This is a genomic window from Arthrobacter subterraneus (assembly GCF_900099735.1).
Classification (GTDB): Bacteria; Actinomycetota; Actinomycetes; order Actinomycetales; family Micrococcaceae; genus Arthrobacter_D; species Arthrobacter_D subterraneus.
Genome location: NZ_FNDT01000012.1, coordinates 1 through 22,257, shown reverse-complemented (window position 1 = coordinate 22,257; position 22,257 = coordinate 1). Strand labels below are relative to the sequence as shown.

Annotated in this window: 20 protein-coding genes; 12 read left to right on the top strand and 8 right to left on the bottom strand. The window is 65.7% G+C overall.

Translation table 11 applies throughout. The annotated features are described in order from the left end of the window. The first annotated feature begins 201 nt into the window (after window positions 1-201). From BLS52_RS12620 to BLS52_RS12595, 6 genes are read left to right on the top strand one after another with little or no spacing between them, the layout of a single operon-like run. On the top strand, window positions 202-1,653 hold the full coding sequence (locus tag BLS52_RS12620; RefSeq protein ID WP_090587171.1) for a DUF3375 domain-containing protein: 1,452 nt from the start codon (window positions 202-204) through the stop codon (window positions 1,651-1,653). Beyond that, a complete protein-coding gene (locus BLS52_RS12615) occupies window positions 1,650-2,357 on the top strand; it encodes a DUF4194 domain-containing protein (RefSeq protein ID WP_245702850.1) in 708 nt (235 codons plus the stop codon). Before BLS52_RS12620 ends, BLS52_RS12615 begins: the two co-directional genes overlap by 4 nt. Then, a complete protein-coding gene (locus tag BLS52_RS12610; RefSeq protein ID WP_090587169.1) occupies window positions 2,354-5,758 on the top strand; it encodes an ATP-binding protein in 3,405 nt (1,134 codons plus the stop codon). The genes BLS52_RS12615 and BLS52_RS12610 overlap by 4 nt, the downstream gene beginning before the upstream one ends. 55 nt (window positions 5,759-5,813) lie before the next feature. After that, window positions 5,814-6,938 (top strand): Wadjet anti-phage system protein JetD domain-containing protein, encoded by a 1,125-nt coding sequence (locus BLS52_RS12605; RefSeq protein ID WP_175460166.1) that lies wholly within the window; start codon window positions 5,814-5,816, stop codon window positions 6,936-6,938. A gap of 51 nt (window positions 6,939-6,989) precedes the next feature. Further along, window positions 6,990-7,256, top strand: coding sequence for a type II toxin-antitoxin system Phd/YefM family antitoxin (locus BLS52_RS12600; protein ID WP_090587166.1), 267 nt, complete (start codon window positions 6,990-6,992; stop codon window positions 7,254-7,256). Then, complete coding sequence (locus tag BLS52_RS12595) at window positions 7,253-7,651, top strand: type II toxin-antitoxin system VapC family toxin (RefSeq protein WP_090587164.1); 399 nt, start codon at window positions 7,253-7,255, stop codon at window positions 7,649-7,651. Before BLS52_RS12600 ends, BLS52_RS12595 begins: the two co-directional genes overlap by 4 nt. A gap of 31 nt (window positions 7,652-7,682) precedes the next feature. Here the strand turns inward: BLS52_RS12595 and BLS52_RS12590 are convergent, their stop codons facing one another. From BLS52_RS12590 to BLS52_RS12580, 3 genes are read right to left on the bottom strand one after another with little or no spacing between them, the layout of a single operon-like run. Next, window positions 7,683-8,918: an NYN domain-containing protein gene (locus tag BLS52_RS12590; RefSeq protein WP_090587162.1), complete on the bottom strand. Its 1,236-nt coding sequence runs from the start codon at window positions 8,916-8,918 to the stop codon at window positions 7,683-7,685. A gap of 54 nt (window positions 8,919-8,972) precedes the next feature. Beyond that, complete coding sequence (locus BLS52_RS12585; RefSeq protein ID WP_217636758.1) at window positions 8,973-9,767, bottom strand: maleylpyruvate isomerase family mycothiol-dependent enzyme; 795 nt, start codon at window positions 9,765-9,767, stop codon at window positions 8,973-8,975. 27 nt (window positions 9,768-9,794) lie between these two features. After that, window positions 9,795-10,364 (bottom strand): TetR/AcrR family transcriptional regulator, encoded by a 570-nt coding sequence (locus BLS52_RS12580; protein ID WP_175460165.1) that lies wholly within the window; start codon window positions 10,362-10,364, stop codon window positions 9,795-9,797. Window positions 10,365-10,488: 124 nt separating this feature from the next. Here BLS52_RS12580 and BLS52_RS12575 point away from each other — a divergent pair, with 124 nt between their 5' ends. Beyond that, window positions 10,489-10,734, top strand: a complete 246-nt coding sequence (locus BLS52_RS12575) for a type II toxin-antitoxin system Phd/YefM family antitoxin (RefSeq protein WP_090587159.1) — start codon at window positions 10,489-10,491, stop codon at window positions 10,732-10,734. Continuing rightward, window positions 10,731-11,132 (top strand): type II toxin-antitoxin system VapC family toxin, encoded by a 402-nt coding sequence (locus tag BLS52_RS12570; RefSeq protein WP_090587157.1) that lies wholly within the window; start codon window positions 10,731-10,733, stop codon window positions 11,130-11,132. Before BLS52_RS12575 ends, BLS52_RS12570 begins: the two co-directional genes overlap by 4 nt. Before the next feature lie 28 nt (window positions 11,133-11,160). On the opposite strand, the gene BLS52_RS12565 is transcribed toward BLS52_RS12570, so the two are convergent. Then, window positions 11,161-12,384 (bottom strand): PucR family transcriptional regulator, encoded by a 1,224-nt coding sequence (locus BLS52_RS12565; RefSeq protein ID WP_090587155.1) that lies wholly within the window; start codon window positions 12,382-12,384, stop codon window positions 11,161-11,163. Between the two features lie 126 nt (window positions 12,385-12,510). On the opposite strand from BLS52_RS12565, the gene BLS52_RS12560 reads away from it, so the two are divergent. From BLS52_RS12560 to BLS52_RS12545, 4 genes are all read left to right on the top strand, one after another. Then, window positions 12,511-14,196, top strand: a complete 1,686-nt coding sequence (locus tag BLS52_RS12560) for an amidohydrolase (RefSeq protein ID WP_090587153.1) — start codon at window positions 12,511-12,513, stop codon at window positions 14,194-14,196. 2 nt (window positions 14,197-14,198) lie between these two features. Further along, window positions 14,199-15,524: an MFS transporter gene (locus BLS52_RS12555; RefSeq protein ID WP_090587152.1), complete on the top strand. Its 1,326-nt coding sequence runs from the start codon at window positions 14,199-14,201 to the stop codon at window positions 15,522-15,524. A gap of 1 nt (window position 15,525) precedes the next feature. Beyond that, on the top strand, window positions 15,526-16,791 hold the full coding sequence (locus tag BLS52_RS12550; protein ID WP_090587150.1) for an ArgE/DapE family deacylase: 1,266 nt from the start codon (window positions 15,526-15,528) through the stop codon (window positions 16,789-16,791). Between the two features lie 211 nt (window positions 16,792-17,002). Continuing rightward, window positions 17,003-17,602 carry a dihydrofolate reductase family protein gene (locus BLS52_RS12545; RefSeq protein ID WP_090587148.1) on the top strand — a complete coding sequence of 200 codons (600 nt, stop codon included), beginning with the start codon at window positions 17,003-17,005 and terminating at the stop codon, window positions 17,600-17,602. Between the two features lie 50 nt (window positions 17,603-17,652). On the opposite strand, the gene BLS52_RS12540 is transcribed toward BLS52_RS12545, so the two are convergent. From BLS52_RS12540 to BLS52_RS12525, 4 genes are all read right to left on the bottom strand, one after another. Beyond that, window positions 17,653-18,936 carry a M20 family metallo-hydrolase gene (locus BLS52_RS12540; RefSeq protein ID WP_090587147.1) on the bottom strand — a complete coding sequence of 428 codons (1,284 nt, stop codon included), beginning with the start codon at window positions 18,934-18,936 and terminating at the stop codon, window positions 17,653-17,655. A 241-nt stretch (window positions 18,937-19,177) separates the two neighbouring features. Next, window positions 19,178-20,917: a hypothetical protein gene (locus BLS52_RS12535; RefSeq protein WP_090587145.1), complete on the bottom strand. Its 1,740-nt coding sequence runs from the start codon at window positions 20,915-20,917 to the stop codon at window positions 19,178-19,180. A 45-nt stretch (window positions 20,918-20,962) separates the two neighbouring features. Continuing rightward, entirely contained in the window at window positions 20,963-21,571 is a 609-nt protein-coding gene (locus BLS52_RS12530; protein ID WP_090587143.1) for an NYN domain-containing protein, read from the bottom strand. Between the two features lie 348 nt (window positions 21,572-21,919). Next, window positions 21,920-22,257, bottom strand: a 338-nt coding sequence (locus BLS52_RS12525; protein ID WP_139186266.1) for a transposase, incomplete at its 5' end; no start/stop codon positions are given.

Genomic DNA, 22,257 nt, shown 5'->3' with positions numbered 1-22,257 from the left:
GGATTGTGAATGATCGGTATTCGTCAGCGGTGATGCACTCCTCCTCTCCGGACGCCGTAAGCGCCCCTACCGGTTTCTTCACCTGGAACTCTAATAAATGGCTCCGTGTGGAGTCCAGAGATTTATTGGAACTTTTTCGGATGTTGCTGGGCTTTGGCACCGGGACGCCTGCTGGGGGTACTGGCATGTACCTTAGACGACGTGAGTACGCTCAGCACTGCCTACGCCGCCGACCGCCTGGCGAAGGAAAGCCCTGCCTGGTCGCTGCTGCGCGGACGGAACGCATCAGCCGCCGTCGCACTCCTGGGAACCCACCTGGGCGGCGAGGAGAGGCGCCGGCCCGCGCCGGAGCTCTTTGAGCTCATCGACGCGGACCTCCAGGAGCTGCGCGACCATGGCTTCGAGCTTCCGCAGACGGCGCAGGCGTACTGCTCGGAGTGGCGCAACGAGGGCATCCTCATCCGCCGGGTTTCGGAGGAGGCCCGGGGTGAAACCTTCGAGTTGTCCCCCGGCGCACTCATGGCCATCCAGTTCGTCACCCAGCTCGCCGAGCCGCGCCAGGCGGTGACGGAATCCCGCCTGTCCAGCATTTTCACCGCGTTGCGGCAGCTGGCCCGGGACACCGACCCCAGTTCGGCGTCCCGCCTGGAAGCACTCCGGGCGGAGCAGGACCGTCTCACCGCCGAAATCGAGCGGGTCCAGGCCGGAAACTTCGAGGTGCTCAGCACGGACCGTGCACTGGAACGCGCCACCGAACTGCTGCTGCTCGCCGACGAACTGCCGAGCGACTTCGCCCGGGTCCGCGGCGAGCTTGAAGCGATCAACCGGCAACTCCGCGAGCGCCTCATCAGCCAGGAGGGATCGCGGGGCACGGTGCTGGAAGACATCTTCCGCGGTGTGGACCACCTCTCCGAGTCCGACGCCGGGCGCAGCTTCAACGGCTTCTTCTCCCTGATTCTCGACCCGGAACAGAGCACCGAGTTCGAGGAATCAGTGGGCAGGGTGCTGGACCGCGACTTCGCCGGTGAGCTGACGCCCCGCCAGACCCGCTTCCTGCGCCGTATGCTCCCCGCCCTGCAGGATCTCAGCGGGGAGGTCCATGACGTCATGACGCACCTCTCCCGCAGCCTGCGGCGTTTTGTTCAGAGCCAGGAGCTGGAGGAGGACCGGCGGATCAACTCGCTCCTGCGGTCCACCCTCAAGGAAGGTGTTGAGCTGAGCAGCAGCGTCAGGGTGTGGCAGCAGACGGGGTTGAATCTCGACCTGACCTCCGTGCCGCTCGGCACCGTTGCAGCGTTCAGCCTCCATAACCCGGCAGATTCGGAAACCGTTGGAAGCATCGAGACCCAAGATGCGGCGCCGGTGGACCTGCGGGAGCTCCGGGAGCTCGCCCGCGCCTCAGAGATCGACATGAAGGAACTCATCTCCAACGTCAATGACGTGCTGGGGCGCCGCGGTGCCGTCACCATAGCTGAAATACTGGAGGAGCATCCGGCCACACAGGGAGTAGCCAGCGTCGTCGGTCTGTTGGTCCTCGCTGAGAATCAGGCCCGCGAGCTCAGCGGCGAGGAGCCGGTGAGTTGGAAATCCTCCCAGGGCGTGGCCAGACACGGCGTGGTTCCCCATTACCTCTTCACCCGGAAGGTGTCATGACAGCCTCCACTGAAACCAGTTTCCACCACGGCATGGAGGCGGGCCCGGAACGCCGGCCGGACAACACCGCGCTCTGGGACGGCGATACCGGAACCCTGCGCGATGCCTCCCGCCGCGCCCTGGTGCAGCTGCTGCGCGGACCGTTTCTCTCCGCCGAGCGGCATGGCCATCTGTGGGCCGCCCTGCTCAATGACGAATCGGAGATCCGGTCGCGCCTCGCGGATGCCTACCTTGAACTGGTGGTCGACGTCGAGAGTCAGCTCGCTTTCGCCCGTAACGTCCGCGTCCCGGACACGGATGCTCCCAAGGTGATGCGCAGCCACCCCCTGACGTTCATGGATACGGCCATGCTGCTGCATCTGCGCCAGCAGTTGCTGCACGGTGACGGCCGGGAGCGGGTGATTGTCGGAAAGGACGAGGTTGCGGACCAGCTGCAGGTCTACCGTGGAGCCACGGACTCGGACCCGGCGGGATTCGCCAAACGGATCAACTCCTCCTGGCAGAAGATGGTCACGTACGGCATCCTCGCGGCCACCAGTACCGAGGACCGCTTCGAGGTCTCCGCCGTGCTGAGCCTGATTTTCGGCGCGGATGAGATTGCCGCCGTCCAGGCCGAGTACCGCAGGCTCGCGGCCCGCGGTACCGGCGACGCCGAGGCTACGGCCGAGGACGTCGCAGCACATGAGGAGGAGGACACAGCATGAGCACGGAAACCCTGCCCGGCCTCGAGTTCGAGGACGGCACCGCGCCCCAGGACGATGCCGCCGCATCTGAGCGCACGCTCCCCGGACAGTGGCGCCTGGACGGCGTGGAGCTGGTGAACTGGGGAACGTTCCAGGGCCACCACACGGTGGACGTGGCCAGGGAAGGTTTCCTTATCACGGGCCACTCAGGTTCCGGAAAATCCTCTCTCCTGGACGGCATCGCCGCCGTGCTGACTCCCCGGAAGTGGCTGCGGTTCAACGCCGCAGCCCAGGATGCCTCCAGCCGCGGGGAAGACCGCTCGATCGTCAGCTATATCCGGGGCGCCTGGCGCCGGCAGGCGGACGAGGTCACCGGCGAGGTGGCCAGCGACCACCTCCGACCGGGTGCCACCTGGAGCGGTATCCTGCTGCGCTACCGCAACGGTCGCAGCGAAAATCCGGTGATCCTGGTCAAGCTGTACCACCTCAAGCGCGGCAGCAATTCACCCTCCGAGGTCAGCGAGCTGCACATCCTGCTGCAGCAGGACGCTTCCCTCCCGGACTTCCAGGAGTTCGCACGCAACGGCCTGGAGCCCCGCCGGATCAAGGCCGCCTGGCCCGAAGCGGGAATCGTCACGGACCAGCACTCCAGTTTTGCGCGCAGGTTCCGGAGCGTTCTCGGCATCGCCAGTGACAACGCGCTGCTGCTGCTGCACAAGACCCAGTCGGCCAAGAGCCTGGGCAATCTCGATGAGCTCTTCCGCAACTTCATGCTCGATGAGCCGGCGACCTTCCGACTGGCTAAAACCGCCGTCGAACAGTTCTCCGAGCTTGCCGAGGCGCACCGTCTGGTGGTGGACGCCCGCCGGCAGGTTGAGCACCTTCAGCCGCTGGTGCCGCTGTGCCGGCAGTATGAGGAGGGCACCGGCGTCATCGAGCATGCGGCCCGGCTGCGGCATGCCCTTGAACCCTTCAAGGACGCTTGGAAGCTGCGGCTGGCCTTGCAGGAGAAGGAAACGGCCGAGCACGGGCTGAAGATCGCGCGGGCTGAACTGAACCTGGCAGCGTCCGCCATCGAGGAGGCAGAGCAGGCTCATGCGCTGGCCCGCACCCATGTTGAGAGCAGCGGCGGCCAGGCGCTGGCACAGCAGCGTGAATGGGTCACCCTCGCCGAGGCGAAGGAACAGGAAGTACGACACCGGCAGGCTGACCTTGAGCAGGAACTGGGCTCGGTGGGCATCACCTTCCCCGGCTCGCTGCACGAGTTTGAGGAACTGCGCGCCGCTGCCGAGCAGGAGCGGGCCGAGCTTGAGAATGCGCGTGCGCGCGGCGATAAGCAGCTCGACGAGCTCCGGGGCGCCCGGACCGACTTGGCCCGCCGTCGGGACGCGCTTACGGGTGACATCCGCGCACTCCGCCAGCAGTCCTCCAACATGGACCGGCGCAACCTGCAGGCAAGGCAGAAGATCGCGCAGGCCACCGGACTGCCCACCTCGAGCCTGCCGTTCGTCGCGGAGCTGCTGCAGATCAGGACCGGTGAAGCCGCGTGGACCGGCGCGCTGGAACGCGTCCTGAAACCGCTGGCGACCATCATGCTGGTTCCGGCCGTCCATGAAACTGCCGTCTCCGCGGCGATGAACAGCATGGATCTCGGGACGCGGGTGGTGGTCGAGGTGGTGGGGCCTCGCGTGGAGGAGCCGCGCACAGCCGGCTCTGACCGTTCACTGATCCACAAGCTTGAAGTCCGTGATGGCCCCATGGCTGCGTGGATCCACAGCCAGCTGTCCCGGCTCTATGACTATGAGTGTGTGGAGGACCCTGCTGAACTGAAGCCGTTGGAGAAGGGCGTCACTCTGGCCGGGCAGGTCAAGCGTTCGCGTACCCGCTACGAGAAGGACGACCGACACCGGCTCGACGACCGCGAGTTCTGGATTCTTGGCTTCGACAACGAGGCCAAGGTCGAATACCTGATCCGCCTGTTGCAGGACACGGTCCGGGATCTGGAGGCGGCGAACCGGGAGGTCCAGAAGGCCGAGCGGATGCGCGAGGCTGCGTTGGACCGCGTCCGCGCCTTGGAATCGCTGCGGCATCGCAGCTGGGATGACGTGGATGTGGCAGCGGCGGAGGAGCACCGCCGTCTGCAGCTCCAGCGCCTCGAAAGCCTGCGGGCAGCCAGCAGTGACCTCCGGCTCGCCGAAAAGGACCAGCAGAACGCTGCGGAACGGCTGCGTGCCGCGAAGGAACATGAGACCGCCAAGCGCACTGTGGTCGCCGAGGAGCACAGCCGGCTGAAGGAACTGGACCGGGTCATCACCGAACTCACCGCCGAAGCGCGAACCCCGGTCGAAGACGCTGATGCGGAGGAGCTGGAGCAGCGGTTCCACGGCGTCCGCCGCAGCATCACGCATGCGGAAATCGACGGCGTCGCACTTCGTGTCAGCGGGGCGCTGACCGAGGAGGAGAACGCTGCCCGCAAAGCCGTCCAGGCTGCGGAGCAGTCAATCACTGCGATCCAGTTTGCGTTCGTTGCCTCCTGGCGGGCGGTGGCGGGCGACCTCACCGCAGAGATCACGGACCGCGGCGGATTCCTCGACATCCTCGGAAAGCTGCGCGCCGACCGGCTGCCGGACTTCGAGCAGAAGTTCTTTGACCTGCTGGAAAGCCAGGCGCAGCGGAATGTCGGGCAGCTGGCGAACGAGATCCGCCGCGCGCCGGGGCAGATCCGGGAGCGGATCGATCCGGTGAACCGGTCGCTGCGCCGCTCCCCCTTCGATCAGGGCCGCTACCTGAAGATCATGGTCAAGGACAACAACTCCGACGCCAAGACCAAATTCATGCAGGATCTCCAGACCATCTCGGCAGGCTCCTGGGCCGAGGAAAGCCGCGAGGCGGCCGAGCAGAAGTTCGATGTGATGAACCGGCTCATGACGCGGCTGTCGTCGAGTGAGGCCGGGGACCGTGCGTGGCAGCGGCAGGTCCTGGACACGCGTCAGCATGTCCGCTTCACCGGGATGGAGCTGGATGAGGCGGGAACCACCGTCAACATCCACGATTCCAGTGCGGGTCTCTCCGGTGGGCAGCGGCAGAAGCTGGTGATCTTCTGCCTGGCCGCGGCGTTGCGGTACCAGCTGGCCGAGGATGAGGATGACATTCCGGGTTACGGCACGGTGATCCTGGATGAGGCGTTCGACAAGGCGGACAGCGCGTTCACCCGGATGGCCATGAACGTGTTCCTCGAGTTCGGCTTCCACATGGTGCTGGCCACTCCCCTGAAGCTGCTGCAGACGCTTGAGGATTACGTCGGCGGGATAGCGCTGGTGGTGTGCCGGGACTTCCGGGATTCCCGGGTGGGCGTCGTGTCCATCGGCGACGGCGAACTGACAGAAGCAGCCGGCGGACCTGCGGACGGATCTGGCGCCTGATGAGTCCGGAACGGCACAGCGTCTGATGCCGGGTGCGGGAAGACCGTGGGTCAGCGTGGAGCAGGCGCGCACGACGGCGGCCGGCAAGTATGAGCGCGCATTCGGTGAGTGGGCGGTAGTAGGTGGTGGCGCCGTCGTCGACTTCCCGCTGCATCCGCCCACTGAGCAGGCTGCGCTTGCCGGCCAGGAGGAGGCCATCGCGTGGGTTCGGTCCTGGCGGGAGGTGGGGCTGGGAGACGCGGTGGTGTGGGGCACGCGCCGTTGGGCGAGCCTTGGTGCTCAGCAGGTACCGGAGCGGCTTCGGTTGAACGGTGCCGGCGAGGTGGCCCGGTTTGCCCGGAAGGCCCAGCACTGGTTACGGATCAGCGCGCGAGCCGAAGCGCTGCTTGCCGCCTTTCCGTCAGATGCACTGGCCGATGCCGTGCGCCGCAGCGCCCGCCGGATTGCGGAGCTGGACGACGCCGATTTCAACCGGCTACTGCAGGTGCTGCGCTGGCTCGAAGAGAATCCGCAGTCCGGCCTGTACATCCGGCAGCTTCCGGTGCGGGGCGTGGACACCAAGTGGGTGTCGGCGCATCGTGGCCTGGTGGAGAAGCTCTTCGCCTCAGTGACGGGGCATGATTCGCTCGGCCTGGGTGCGCCGCCGGTGCTGGTGCGGGTTCGGTTCCTGGACCCGGCCCTGAGCCCAGGCGGGCTGGTGGATATCTCGGCGTCGGTGGAGGAACTGGCGGCGCTGCAGATCCGACCGCGGACCGTGTTCGTGTTTGAGAACCTCGAGTCGGTGATCGCCATGCCGCCGGTTCCCGGTGCGGTGGTGTTGCACGGTTCCGGATATGCGGTCGACCGGTTGGATCGCATCCCGTGGGCCCGCGACGGCCGGGTGATCTACTGGGGTGACCTGGACTCCCACGGCTTTGCAATCCTGAACCGGGTGCGGTCCTTGTGCACCGACGTTTCCACGGTCCTGATGGATCTCGAGACGCTCAAGGCCTATCGCGACCTATGGGTTGAGGAACCTGTGCCGTCGACCGGGGTCTTCAGTCACCTCCTGCCTGCCGAGGAGCAGGTCCTGGAGGAGCTCCGGAAACGCGGCAACGTCCGCCTCGAGCAGGAACGCATCGAGTGGAGGTACGCGCTGGAACGCCTGCTCGCGAGCGCAGAAATTGCCGCTACCGGTTGAGGTCGTTTCCAGGAACAACCCGCAGTGCTACAGTTGCTACAGGAGGCAGTCATGACCACAATTCCGCACCGGGAGCTCCGGAATTCGAGCAGCAAAATCCTCGAACGGGTCCGAGCCGGTGAAACCATCACTGTGACAAATAACGGCGAGGCCGCAGCAACGCTCATTCCGCCGTCTCTGTCGCCGTTTGAACAACTGCTGTTGTCCGGAAACGTCCGGCCGGCTAGTACCGGCGCCGTGGACTTCCGTGTGATTCCGCGTGTTCAGCAGGGTGAGAACTCCGCAGACGTCCTGGCGGATCTCCGTGGCGACCGATGATTGTCTACGTTGATACCTCTGCGGCGCTCAAGCTGCTCATCGACGAAACCGAGTCGGCGCCGCTCGCGGATGAATTGACGGCAGCCGCTGCCCGGGGCGACCGGCTCATCTCCTCCATGCTCCTGTACACGGAGCTTCACTGCGCTGCTCGACGTCGCGCGCGGCTGGCGCCGGAACTGGTGAACTCGGTGGTGAACTCAATCAGCCTTGTCGATGTTACACGCGCTGACCTCTTGTACGCGGCCGCGCTTGCAGGTGGGCTGCGAAGTGCGGATGCGATTCACCTCGCGGCAGCTATCCGGTTACAGGCAGACATGCTGGTGGCATACGACGGCGAACTGCTCACCGCTGCTGCGAGCGCCGGCCTCCGTACGCTCGCCCCTGGGCAGGGCTGATTCATGGGATGAAAACCGGTGACGTTCAGGGCTACTTCACTAACCCGCCACCGGCCCACTCCCTGAGCGCCGCGGTTTCCTTCGAGTCAAGCTGCATGCCAGCAATGCGGCACATGGTCTCCACATTGCGTACCCACACGGCGGCGAGGCTGGACGCGCTCGCACCGCCCGTGAGCGGAGTCTTGGCCGAGACCAGCCCCTGAATCACGAAGTTCACTGCGGACCGGGAGACCGGAGTGTCTGCCTCAACACAGGCATCCCGCACCATTTTCGCCAGCTCATTCCGGCTGGTTGAGTCGGAGGCGAGAGCCGCCATCGACGTGAACAGCTGCCGGTACTGCGCGGTGGACAGCTCGGGCGCGTCCGTCACCCTGCAGACCTGCTGCCCGATCCGGGGTGCGGGTGATTCGGCGGCTCGAGGCAGGTCAGACTGCGAGAACCGCCGCGAGTCCCACACCCAGCCCGGCTGCGGCGTCGGCGAGTACTCGATCCCTCCCCCGAGCTGCGAAATCCACGTGCCGAATTTCCCGTGCCCGTCCCAGTCATTGGCCAGGAGCGGTTCGACTGCCGTCGCCCGGTGAGCGACGATCGCGCCCGCCACGGGACCAGGCGCGTGCTTGACGAAGCTCCGCACTGCTTCTTCGGCGGACTTGTGCGAAACCTTGCTGGGGGCCGAGTTGGCGGGAGGCGCCGGTTGGCTCGCCGGGCCGCTTTGTGCCGCCGTGGACGCGTCGAGCATCGACACGAATTCGTAGGACTGGATGACGGCGTCCGCCATCTCCCGGTACGCTGCCGCGACAGCTCCGGCAACAATGACCGTGGTGCGCCGGTCCGCCGCCCGGAACCGCTGCACGAGGGACGTGAAATCCGCGTCCGCGGAGGCAATGAAGAACTCCTCGATGTGCGACGCACCGGCGAGGACATCCACGGCGTCGAGCACCAGGTTGATGTCGGTGCTGCTTTTTCCCTGCTGGGTCAGCGACGGGCAGTCAATCACCCGGAATCCGGCACGGGTCCAGAAGGAGCGGTATTTCGAGTAGATCGCGGGGTTCAGGTAGCAGTTGCGGATGAGGAATCGGCGCGTGCTCCGGCCCTCGTTGCCGTCCGCCGCCTCCGCGATTGCCTTGATCCAGTGACCCGGATCGGTGGCGAAACGCTCCGCTGACGCCGGATCCAGCGCTTTCAACCCCGTGTACACGTTGTCGAAATCGACAAAGACGGCGGCCCGCGACGGAGGATCACTGTGAAGCGGGGAAGAATCCGGCATGCCGTAAGTGTTCCAGCCCGCTGTGAAACTGCCAACAGGTTTTCAGGGTTGGACTCAGAACGGTACGAACGTCCGCAACAGGCCCTCCCTGGTGAATGATGACTCAGGCGCCCGACCGGACAGGATCCGGCAGAACTCGACCGCATCGAGCTCAAGCTCAGGACCGCCGTCGCCCTCGCTCCAAGTCCCGCCGGCCGGGCCGGTCAGCCGCAACCGGTAGGGCTGTCCGTGCCGACCCGCCCACTCGCGGACGACGTCGTCGATCAGTACGCCGTCGTGCTCCGCGGTGAGGACCATGTCTGTGCCGGTAGCGCGGCTGAGGTCAACGCGGTGCATCCACGGGTCCCGGGTGAGGACAACGTCCGTCAGGAAGCCGATGCTCCACCATTCCGACATGCCCTCCATTGACTGTTCCTCAGGCAGCCGTCGGCTGCGGATGAAGGCCGGTATCCGGCGTCGGCTGCCCGCAGCCTTCGGCCCGATCGAGCGCAGCTCGGCGGTGAGCTGCTCCGGGGTCTTATCCGACCGCTCGGAAACCTGCAGCCCGGTGAGCGCGTCAATCCCTTCGACGCCGGTGCGCGCCACGATCTTCTTTGCGGCACTCATCTGCCGGTTGGTCTCCCATGGTGTGGCGGCCATCGCGGCCATCCCGCAGATGTGCGCCACCATGGCGCGGACGTCCCACTCCGGGCAGTCAGTGGGCAGCGTCCACTGGTCCGGCGAAAGCCCGACGACGGCGTCAGCCACCCGTGCGTATTCGTCGCGTGCCAGCCGCATGGCATTGCTGTGGTCCAGTGCGGGCCGGCGGGGGTGCTTCCGGGTGCCGGCCGGCGCGGTGGAAATGGTCATGGCTTTTTCCTTGTGCAAGAAGAGTGGTCAGGGAAGGTCGAGCCCGTCGACATACATGTCGACGGCGCGGTCCAGAAGTTTCTCCCAGCGGTCGCCGCCGGGATCGTTGGCCAGTTGTGCGTCAATGAGCCCGCCCAGCAGCGCGGTATAAAGGTCAATGTCCTCGGTCCGGGTGACACCGTACGGAACCAGTTCCTCACGGAAGCGCTGCCAGGCAGCGAGCGACGGGGCGTATGCCTCGGGCGTGGGCTCGAACCCGGGAATGGTCCGCTGGTTCATCAACTGCGCCCGGGGTGGATCGCTGACGCAGAACTCAAAGAAAGTGCGTGAGTTCCATTTGAGGAAGTCGCGCAGGGACATCGTGGAGGCTTCCCGGATGCCCGCTTCCATGTGTTCGATGAGGTCCCGCCAGGCCTGCGCAAACATCGCATCGAAGATCGCGTTCCTGGATTCGAAGTGGGTATACAGCGACGGCGCCCGCATCCCCACGCGTGCCGCAACTTCCCGCAGGGTCACGGCCGCCAGCCCATCCTCGCGCGCGATCGACCAGGCCGCATTCACGATCTCCCGGCGGGACGCTTCCCGCCGTTCGGCCAACCTATCGCGAGTAGGATTTCCTAACACAGTTAGGATTATGCGCTTTTGTAGACCGTCAGGTCAAGGGATGCACCTATAGTGCGACGACCGTAGCACTATGTAGCAGAAACACTATACTTATCCCATGAAAACCATTGCTCAACGGGAACTGCGCAACGACAACGCGAAAGTGATCGACGCTGTGCGGGCCGGCGAAACTTTCATCATCACGCGCAATGGCGAACCCGTCGCCGAACTGGTACCGGTCAGGGCCGGCCGACGCGTGTTCGTTCCCCGCAATGAATTAGCGGCCCTCGCGGGAGCGGGCGTCCGGATTGACCGGCATCAGTTTCGCGCTGATCTCGACCAACAGATTGATCAGAGCCTGTGACCGCCACACGGGGCCTTCTCGATACGTCGGTGGTCATCGACTGGCATGACCCCGCCGTTGCGGCAGCTCTGCCGGACGAGGCTGCAATTTCAGCAATTACCGCTGCCGAGCTCGCTGCCGGCCCTCACCTCGCAAGCAGCCCGGGTGAAGCTGCGAAGCGCCAGATGCGGCTGCAGGAGGTTGAATCCAGGTTCGAGCCAATCCCCTTTGACGGGGCGGCCGCCCGCAGTTACGGGCTGGTGGTGGCCTCGGTAGCGGGGCAGCGACGGAAGCCGCGGAGCCGCGTAGCGGACCTCCTGATTGCCGCCACTGCCCACGCGCACAATCTCGACCTCTACACCCGCAATGGTGACGATTTCGCCGGGCTTGAGGATCTGGTCCGGGTCATCTCACTCTGAGCAGCGTGACATAGGCCTGTTTCATGGGTTACAAGCCGGCGGACGACGGCGGCAGTTGCGCCCGTGCCTTTTCGACATGCAGCGCTGCGATCACCGTCGCCGCGTCCTGCGGTTTGGCGGGATCAAATCCGGTGAGCCGGCTGAACCGTGCCAACCGGTTCAGCACGGTGTTGCGGTGGCAGTACAGCTCCGCGGCAGTCTCGGAGACCGAACCGGTCCGGAAGTACGCCTGCACCGTTTCGATCAGCCGCTCCTTTTCGTGTACGGAAATCGCTGGGAGCGGCCCCAGTACAGTGTCGGCCAGAACAGTCCCGTATTCGCCGAGCCGGACAGCGGCAACCTCACCCCACGCGTCACGGACCGTCTGCCGGCCGGGATTCTCCGGCGTCACCACCGGCAAGGATTCCAGCGCTATCCGCAGCATCCTCGGTACCTCCGCCAGGGATGAAGCGGGCGGAGCAACAAAACAGTCCAGCGGCATAAGCCACGGCCGCGTCCCCTCCGGCTTCTTCCCCGCCCGCGCCGGAACGTCCTCGAGAATAAGGATCAGCGCACCATCGCGCTCGTGCAGGAACTGCTCGACGCCGGCGCGCACCACGCCGGCCCGGAACGCCTTCTGCGCGTGTCCGGCCGCCACCGCAACGAGGAAACTGCTCTCCGGGTTCACCCCCAGCGCACGCGCGGCCTGCCCGAGCAGCTGCGGGTCCTTGCCGTCAGAGGTGAGGAGCCGCGAGAGCAGGAACGCGCGCTGTGCCTCCTTCTCCTGCGCCATGGAGGCGAGCTCATCGAGGTAACCGGCGTGCACCCGGATGGTGTGAAACTCCACCGCCTCCCACACCCGCACCGCATCCTGGGTGAAATCCGGCAGGAACTCGGGCGGCACCTTCTCCAGCATCGCGGTCCACAGGATCCGGAAGTCCATGCGCACTGCCCGCAGGAGCGATTCCAGGGGTACGCCCTGCGCGGCTCGGCGGTGACCGAGCGCATCGGAAATCCCCGCGAGCCGCTCCGGGATCGGCAGCTCGCCGATAAGCCGCAGCAGCAGCTCCAGCGAGGCCACCGCCGTCTCCTCCAGATCCCGGTCCACTACCGAGGATCCCGGATATCCCTCAATGGCCTGCACTTCCAGCAGGAACTGGTGGGCGATCCGGTCGATGTCGGCCAGGCAGGCGGCCACCACCTCCGAAACCACCGGTCGGCCCGCTGGACCGCGGGCCGCCTGAGGGAAATCCGCGGACGCTTCACTGGGCATATGCCCATTCTAGAACCGGAGCGCACTGTGTTCATCCATTGTTTGCCGAGGTGATCCAGACCACCATTGAAGGGGCCGGTTTCCACGCGGCTGCCCTCCACCTCCGAAAGACGATCCGCACAGACCATGCTCGATCTCAAACTTGTCAACGCCAGCATCTTCCCCCTCGCTGATACTGCCCCCACCGCGCACGCGATGGGCGTGCTCCACGGACGCATCGTGGGATTCGACGACGACGTCCTCGCCCTGCCGGCGAGGCGCACGCTCAACTGTGCGGGCGCCGTCGTCGTTCCCGGGTTTGGTGATTCGCACAATCACATGGCGTGGTTTGGGCAGTCCCTGGCCGAGCTGGAGCTGTCCGGCTGCCGCACGCTGGACGAGCTGTACGACGCCGTTGCCCGGTTTGCTGCCGACCTCCCCGACGGCGCGTGGGTAGTAGGCTCCGGCTACGACGACACCGTGATGGGCGGGCATCCGCACCGCAGCCGCCTCGACGGCGCCGCGCCCGGCCGGCCGGTCTGGCTCAAACACCGGTCGGGGCACCTGTGCACCGTCAATACCGAGGTGCTGGACCGCGCGGGTGTGCTCGACGGATCAACTCCCATCCCGGAAGGCGGGACGGTCGCCACGGACGACGACGGACCGACCGGCCTGCTCGAGGAGCAGGCCCAGAAGCTGGTCACCGCCCTGATGGTCCCTTACCCGGTCGTCGATCTGGCGGAAGCGATCGGCGCGGCCAGCGAGGTCTACGCCTCCGAGGGCCTGACGCACGTGGTGGAGGCCGGCATCGGGTCCGGCTGGATCGGCCGCACGCCCGTGGAACTCGCCGCCTACACCGAAGCCCGGCGCCGTGGGCTCCTGAAGACCCGCGTCCAGCTGATGGCCGTCAGCGACGCCCTGCACCCGCTGGACTCCCATGAGGCGGACGGCATCACCTTCGGCCTAGACCTGGGCATTGCGTCCGGGTTCGGCGACAGCCACGTCCGGCTCGGTGCCATGAAGATTTTCATTGACGGCTCGCTGATCGGCCGGACCGCCGCCGTGACCGAGCCGTTCTGCGATCACGACCACGGCACCGGCAGCTTCCAGCTCTCCCTCGATGAACTGACCCGGCGGATGGTGGACGCCCACTGTTCCGGCTGGAACGTCGCGGCGCATGCCATCGGTGATTCCGCCGTCGACGTCGCCCTGGACGCCTTCGCCGCCGCCCAGGAGAAGCTGCCGCGGCCCGAAGCGCGGCACCGCATCGAGCACTCCGGCCTGGTGCGGCCCGACCAGCTCCCGCGGTTCGCCGAGCTCGGAATCACGCCGGTTCCGCAGCCCCACTTCCTGTATGAGGTGGGCGATACCATGGCAGACGCCGTCGGGCCCGAGCGGGAACCCTGGATCTACCGCCACCGGTCCTTCCTCGACGCCGGGGTGCGCGTGCCCGGAAGCTCGGACCGCCCGGTGGCATCCGGGGCGCCCCTGCTCGGCATGCAGTCCATGGTCACCCGCCGCACCTCGGGCGGAGCCACCATCAGCCCGCAGGAACGCGTCGACGCCGAAACCGCCCTGCGCGCGTACACCGTCGACGCCGCGTGGACCGCCGGCGAGGAAGACCAGCGCGGAACCCTGGAACCGGGGAAACTCGCGGATTTCGTCTTCCTCTCGGCCCACCCGGCCGATGTACCCGTCGAGGAAATCGCCCGGATCTCTGTGCTGGCAACTGTGCTCGAGGGCAACTGCGTTTTCGGCCACAACTACCTCACCGACCTACAGACCACCCCCACCGTCCAACCACCGTCCTACCTTGAGAGGCAGAACAACTGATCATGCAACCACCTGAGAAAACCCAGGGCGAGGACGTCACCGTTCCCGTTGTCAGCGGAGCCGAGGCGGGCAAGATCGCCCGCGCGGCCTTCGTCGGCACCGCCCTTGAGTGGTACGACTACTTCCTTTTCGGCACCGCCGCCGCCATTGTGTTCAACCGCCTGTTCTTCACCGAACTCGATCCCACGGCCGCCACCATGGCAGCGTTCGCAACCTTCGGCGTCGGCTTCGCGGCCCGTCCACTGGGCGCCGTGCTCTTCGGCTACATCGGTGACCGTGTAGGACGCCGGCCGGCTCTACTGATCACCATCGTCGCGATCGGTGTGGCCACCGGCCTCATCGGCCTGCTGCCCGACTTCGGCAGCATCGGACTCGCGGCGCCCATCATGCTGGCCATCCTGCGCCTGGTGCAGGGCCTCGCGGTCGGCGGCGAATGGGGCGGCGCCATGACCATCGCCGTGGAACACGCTCCGATCGAGAAGCGCGGCCGGTATGCGGCACTGGTGCAGGTGGGCTCCCCCGTGGGCACTCTGATGTCCTCCGGCGCGTTTGCCCTGGTGCTCCTCATGCCCGCTGAGGTCTTCGATTCGTGGGGCTGGCGCCTGCCGTTCCTGGCAGCCTTCCCGCTGCTGCTCGTCGCCCTGTACATCCGGTTGAAGGTTGAGGAATCCCCCATCTTCAACGAGCTGGTCAAGCTCGAGGAACGCGCCAAAATCCCCGCTGTGGACGTCTTCCGCCTGGCCTGGGGCCGGCTGATCGTCGCCATCATGGCCGCCTTCCTCGGAGTCGGCGGGTTCTACGTGATGACCACCTTCGTCATCAGCTACGGCACCACCACCCTCGGCATGGACCGCCAGCTCATGGTGAACGCAACCCTGATTGCCGCTGTGGTGCAGATCGGCGTCATCCTGGTTATCGGCCGCATCAGCGAAAAGATCGGCCCGGGCAGGATGACGTTCATCGGCGGCCTCGTGACCGCTGCCGCAGCGTTCCCGCTCTTCTGGCTGATCGATACCCGCAACCCTGCGGCCATCATCCTCGCCGTCACCCTCGGCATCGGGCTGCTGTCCGTGGCCTATTCCGTGACCGGCGCCCTGCTCACCGAGCTGTTCCCGCCGAAGCTGCGCTACAGCGGCGTTGCCCTCGGCTACAACCTGGCCGGCGCGCTGAGCGGCTTCCTGCCGCTGATCGCCGTCGCACTGCTGGGTGTTTCCGGCGGAGCGTCCTGGACCGCGTCCGTGCTGCTGATCGTGGTATCGCTGATCACCGCTGCCGGCGGATTCTTCGGTGAGCGTCTCCGCGTCAAGGACAAGGCAATCGTCAAGTAGCATGCTGAATCCCGAGATAGCGCGCCGGATCACCGACGCCGTTGACGCAGCCTTTGACCGCCAGCTTGAGTTCACTGCGGAGCTGGTCCGGCATCCCTCGCTGAGGGCGGCCGAGGCCAGCGCGCAGAACCTCATGTTCGTCGAGTTCGAGTCCCGGGGTCTGACAATGGACCGCTGGACGCTCGACGGCGAAGCCCTCGCCGGGCATGTGGGCTACGGTCCCAGCACCGTTGCCTTCGAGAACCTCACCAACGTGGTGGGCACCTACACTCCTCCGGAGGAGAAGGGCCGGTCGCTGATCCTCAACGGGCACATCGACGTAGTGCCCACCGGGCCCGAGGACACGTGGGAACGCAGCCCCTGGGACGCCGTGGTGAAGGACGGCTGGATGTACGGCCGCGGCGCCGGCGACATGAAGGCGGGGCTCGCCGCCAACCTCTTCGCGTTCGATGCCCTCCGCGCCGCCGGTCTCGCACCGGCGGCAACCATCCACTTCCAGTCCGTTGTGGAGGAGGAGTGCACGGGCAACGGTTCGCTGGCGGCGCTCCAGCGCGGGTACACGGCAGACGCCGTCGTTATCCCGGAGCCGGAAGAGAACATGCTGGTGCGAGCCAACGTCGGGGTGATCTGGTTCCGGGTGCGCGTGTCCGGCAAGCCGACCCATGTGCGGGAGATGGCCTCGGGTTTCAACGCGATCGAGGCCGCGTACCCGGTCATGGGCGCGCTGCGGGAACTCGAAGCCAAGTGGAACGCCGATCAGGGCAGCCACCGGCACTTCGAGGACCTCGATCATCCGATCAACTTCAACATCGGCATGATCTCCGGCGGCGACTGGCCCTCCAGCGTTCCCTCCTGGTGCGAATTCGACGTCCGTGCGGCCCTGTATCCGGGTGTCGCGGCCGCCGATGCGTGGGAGGAGATCCAGGAGTGCCTCCGGAACACCGGTGGCGGCGCCTCGGTGCAGGCCGAGCGGACGGGCTTCTTCTCGGAGGGCTACGTGCTCGAGGAAGGGTCGGACGCCGAGGCTGCACTTGCAGCCGCGCATCAGGACGTCTTCGGAGCGGAGCTGCAGAGTTTCACGACGCCGGGCTACCTGGACGGCCGGGTCTTCACGCTGTACGCGGGGATTCCGGCGCTGGTCTACGGGCCAGTGTCCGAGGCGATCCACGGGTTCGATGAGCGAGTGCACCTCGAATCGGTACGCCAGGTGACCAAGACCATCGCCCTGTTCATCGCCGACTGGTGCGGCGTCACCGAAACCGCGTAGGAACCGTTAGCTCCACAGGATTCGGTTCGCAGGATCCATTTCGCGGGAGGAGCTCGGCCGTGTGGCCGGGCTCCTCCTGCGTTAGGCCTCCTCGCTGGGCTCTGGCGGTCGGCTGCCCGGATGCACACCCTGTTCCTCTGACCGACCGGGTGCTTCACTGGAAAGTACGACGGCGGTCGCCCCGCCTTCCGATCCTCCCGGAGGTACCCGCATGAGCAAGATCATCCTGATGATGTCCGTGTCACTGGACGGATTCTTCGAGGGGCTGGACCGGGACATCAGTTGGCACCGGGTGGACGACGAGCTGCACCAGTACTTCAACGATCAGTGCCGTGCCATGGGAGCCTTCATGGACGGGCGAGTGACCCATGAGCTGATGGCCGGGTACTGGCCCACGGCGGACCAGGATCCGGACAGCCCGGCAGTGGCCGTCGAGTTCGCGCAGATTTGGCGCGAGACCCCGAAATTCGTGTTTTCCCGGACCCTCACCGAGAAGGACATCGGCGGGGAGGGCTGGAACGCAACGGTGCTGTCCGACGTGGTGCCTGAACAGATTGCGGAACTGAAGGCGCAGGCGGGCGGGGACATCGCCATCGGCGGCGCGAACCTGGCTACCACTTTTCTGCGGCTCGGGCTGGTCGACGAGATACACCTCTGCGTGCACCCGGTGGTACTGGGTCAGGGCCGGCCATCGTTCGAGTCCCCTTATATCCGGCTCAACCTCACGCTTGAGGGCACCCGGACATTCAGCAACGGAGCGGTAGTGCTCCGCTACTCGATCGAGCGCTCAGCCGACTCCGCAACGGACTGATTCACCGACTCCGCGAGCGCCTCCTCCTCTGGCGGAGCGACCGACGGATCCTAGCGCTGGTCGAGCTCCCCGAGGCACAGGCTGCGGACCACGTCGGTGAGCGTGTGCAGACCGTCGATGATGTCCTGGTCAGTGGTGTACTCGTGCTCGTTGTGCGAGATGCCCTCCACAGACGGGACAAACAGCATCACCGTGGGAACAATGTCCTTGAGGTTGGTGGAGTCGTGGCCGGCCAGGGTTTTCACCCGTGCATGGGTCAGTCCCCGGTTCGCTGCGATCTTCTCGGCGAGCGCCACGCCCTCCGGCTGGTACGGGGTGACCGGCCAGCAATGGGATCCGGTCTTGCGGATGTCCACCCGGGCCGACTGTTCGATCTCACCGATGCGGTCGTGGAGCATGCGGTCAGCCTGGGCGAGGAGTTCCTCGTCGGGAGAGCGCAGGTCCAGGAGCAGGGTCACCAGCGAGGGTACAACCACGGGCGAGTTCGGATAGACGTCCAGCTGGCCCACGGAGGTGTGGACGGCGCCGTCGGGGAAGGAGTCGGCGATTTCCCTCGCGGTGACCACCAGCATCGAGGCGCCCAGGAGCGCGTCACGCCGGTCAGCAATGACTGTCGAGCCGGTGTGGGCCTGTTCGCCGTGGACCTCGAACTGGTACTTATTTGCCGCCCAGTTGGAGTCGACCAGGCCGATGGTGACGCCGTTCCGCTCCATGCTGCGGCCCTGTTCGATGTGGATTTCGGCGGCGTAGGCGGCCTTCGGGCCTTCACCCTCCCCCAGCGCGCTGGTCGCTTCCAGTGCCTCACGGACGGTGATGCCCGCCGGGTCTTCGGTGGCGAGGACGGTCTCCGCAGTCATCTTTCCGGTGTAGACGGAGCTACCCATCATCGACGGTTTGAAGCGTGCGCCTTCCTCGTTGAACCAGTTCACCACGGCGAGGTTGTAGCGCGGGGACCTGCCGTCCGCCCGCCATTCCTCTGCCAGCCGGAAGGCTGCGTGGGCTGCGGCGAGAACGCCGTAGGCGCCGTCGTACCGTCCGGCGGTGGGCTGGGAGTCAAGGTGGGAGCCGACCAGCACGTAGGGCGCACCCGGCTGCAGCTCAAGCAAGCCAAACTGGTTGCCCACCTGGTCGAAGGACACGGAGAACCCCTTGGCCTCCAGGAGTCCGGTCAGCCAGGCGCGCTGTTCGCCGTCGGCCGGTGAGCCGGCCTGCCGGTCCACTCCCCCGCCGGAGGTGGCGCCGAAGGTGCAGAGGGTGGCGAAGTCCTGGAGGAACGCGGCGTCGGCGCCGGTGAACTTGGTGGGATCGGGTTCGGGCACGGCGCCGTTGCTCATGGTTGCTTGTCCTCAGCTTGATCGGTTGGTTTACACAATCGTTGCAGGACAACCCGTTGCGGGCACTGGCACCGGACAACCACTTCGGGTGGGCGGATTGTGATTCTGCACAGTCTCACCCTTTCCCTGCGACGGGCGCCAAAGCGGGTATGTCCTCTCAGAAAAGTGCCTGCACCATTCCGAACGGCGTATCGCCCCTCTCGGGATTCCTGTCTGGACCGGTCTTTTGCTCTGCAGAGGACTACACCGGCCGCAGATGTCCGCCCTTGCCTCCGCTTGCGCCGAGTGTGGCGAGCGACGCGACATACCCCGGCAAGTGCACCGCGCTGATGCCGCCGTCGGGCAGTGGTCCGAGTTCGCGGGCGTCCACGTGCCCGGACAGTGCCTCCTGCAGCCGGTCCAGTATGTCCTCGCGCTCCAGCCCCAAAGCCAGTAGCCGTTGGGCCGCTTCCCATACCTGAGGCGGTTCGTCATGCCACAGCTGGGAGATCACCAGTTCCCGCAGCGCGGCATTCCAGACGGGCGAGCCATCCGGTTCCCCCGACCGCGGATACTCCTGCTTGCCTACGCCATGGAGTTCCTTCAGCTCGCCGAGTACCAGCAGCCGCAGCTCCGCAGCGCTGTTCGGGTTGAGCCGCGGATAGTCTTCCTGACCGATCCAGGTGCCGAAGTAGGGCATGGCAAACTGCCGCCGTTCCATGACGGCTTGGGCGTCCTCGATGGAGTCCACGTCCACCCCTTCGAGGAAAGCCATGCCGGGAGATGGGAGGTCATCCTCTTCGTCTTCCTCCAGCAGGCTTACTGCGTCAAGTGTGGCCGCGGCAGACTCCTGCACCATCTCGACCGCCATCCACGGTAGGCCCTGACGCCGGCCGCACCAGGAGATCCAGGCGCTCAGGAACGGTGCCAGCGCAGCCTGCTCCGCGTCGTCGAGCCCTACCTTGTGAGGCAGGAACCAGCCGGCAAAAGTGCTGATTTTCGGTGGGCTGACGCGGAGGAGGCGGCCGTCGTCGTAATTGCGCCCGTAGTCGATTGCCAGTTCGGCAAGCCGGGCGAACTTCGCGTCGAGTCCGGAGTCGGGCTCGGCAGGGTCGTGCTCGAGGGACGCCAGGAAGTCGCCGACGAGCTTTTCCGTTTCGCCCTGGTCCTCCTCGAACCGCGCCAGCTCCTCGGCGGGGCCGGGTATGCGGTGTTCGGCGAGGTCGACGACGTCACCGCCCGGCAGCGTGAGGAGTCTGCTCAGTGCCAGTGCGCGGTGCTCCTCATACTCGGGGCCGACGTCGGGATCCTCGGTCACGTCCGTTGCTTCGATTGCGGCGATACCGCGGGCGCGCACCTCGGCCAGCGACGCCGGCTCGAAGCGCATCAGCGGGTCCATGTGCTTGGCGAACCGTTCCCTGTCCTGTCGGAGCTTGCGGGCGTTGTGATCGAAGACGATGTTGGTGGCGTACCCGCCCAGATGGTTGGTGTCGATAGTGATGGCCATGCCGTGTTTGCGGCGACCGGTGCGGAACTCAACGACAAACTCGATGGAATCCCCGAACACGTCCGTCAGCATCCAGGCTTCGGCCGCCTCCAGTTTGCGCAACGGTGCAAGCCACGCCGGTTCTGGGACGCCCAGGTCGGTAAGCCGCTGGGCGGCCGCTGCAGCCTGACTATTGGCGGGCGGGTCGGCCACCTGGGCAAGAGCCCACAGCATGGCAGCCGCCGGACGGTCCCGCTGCCGTTCGACAAACCGCGCCCACTCGCCGAACAGCTGCTCGTCGATGCCCGGCCCAAGGTTGGTGGTCTCATGCATGACCGAGTAGAGGTTGGACGCCAGGAGCTCGCTGTGCAGCGACGATGTGTGGTCCGCCTCCACAGTGAACGACTGGACCACCGACCGGTACACCTCGGCGATGGGGTTGCCGGGCGGGCCGGTTCTGCGCGCCTTGTTCCTGCCTGCGGACTTGGGCTTCCGGGTACGGCTCTTCGGGCTCATTATCCGATGATGTCATCCTCGAGTCCGCGGACCATGGAACCTGTGTCACTTCCACTTGCTCGGCCGACGGTGCAGGACGGTCCCGTCCGCCTGAAGTACGGGGTCTGGCAGCTGACACTGCGCGATCTTGGCGCGGCCGATATGAAAGGACGCCGGCATTAATCTCTTCAACTCGGCGGAAAACCTGGCTGGCGGGAATGCCGCGGTAACGAATGACCTTGGATTCAATTCCTTCGCCATCCTCACCGCTGGGGCCAGGTCGCTGTCCCCGCTGACCAAAAGGAAGGAATCTGCAGCATTTCTTGCTGCATCCGCAACCAGTGAGACGGCTATGCTGACGTCTGTTTCCTTCTCCTCATAGACAGTCCAGGTTGAGTTACAGGAGCGGCAAGTGCGGTTCTTCCCCTGATACCTGCCCTGGATGATGGTGATGCGACCGCCATTCACAGTCTGCAGAGCCTGCCAGTAAGAATTCTGCCGTGCCTGTGCGCCCGGCTCGTTCAGCACTGGCGCGGTGAAGTACTTAACCTGCAGCACGTCGTTTTTCGGCCGTAATGCTTCTGCCAGCTTCACCAAATCAAGCCATAAATACTTGCGGCCGAAGGACTGATGAAGGCCGTTATAGAGATTGAACCCGTCGACGTACATCACCATTCTGGGCAGTTGGGTCTCCTCCTAAGTAATGGGTCGCTCATCGCCAACATACAGTGGTGCGGTCCGCGCCCGGCATCGTTATCCACAGGGGGATGTCTCCGGATAGCTCAGGCGCTGCCACGGGCAGGTTCTGCTATATTTGATTTATACCCCGCTACGGTCCAACGACTGTAGCTCGACGGCCCCTCAATGAGGGGCCGTTTTTGTTGGCCACTGGAAACCTGCGGTCATTCTAGTTGCCCGGGCGAATAATACTTCCCCCGCGCGCCCTGCGGTAGCCCTCGAGTGAAAACCCGATGAATTACGGCATCAACTCTTATCAGGGCTGCACTTTTCCGGTTAATTGGCTCATCGTAATTGAGGGTGTAGCCGGCGTCTGAAGCCGCCTGATTCGAGCAGGCTGCGGACAATGTAGTTTGTGAGGTTCCGGAATCCCAGGGCTGAGCCGCGGAGGTGCTCGAGGCGCCCATTGATCGCCTCCGTGGGCCCGTTGCTGGTGCCGGGGCGGTCGAAGAACGCGAGGACGTCAGCGGCACGTTGCTTCAGTGTCCGGCCGATCCGGCGGATCTCGATGAGTGCAGCCGGAACGCCGCTGGTGACCGAGCCGATCACGGCCTGCATCATCTGCTTCCCTCGTGTTTTATTCGGTTCCCGGTAGGCGGCGACGATCCGCTGATAGATACCCC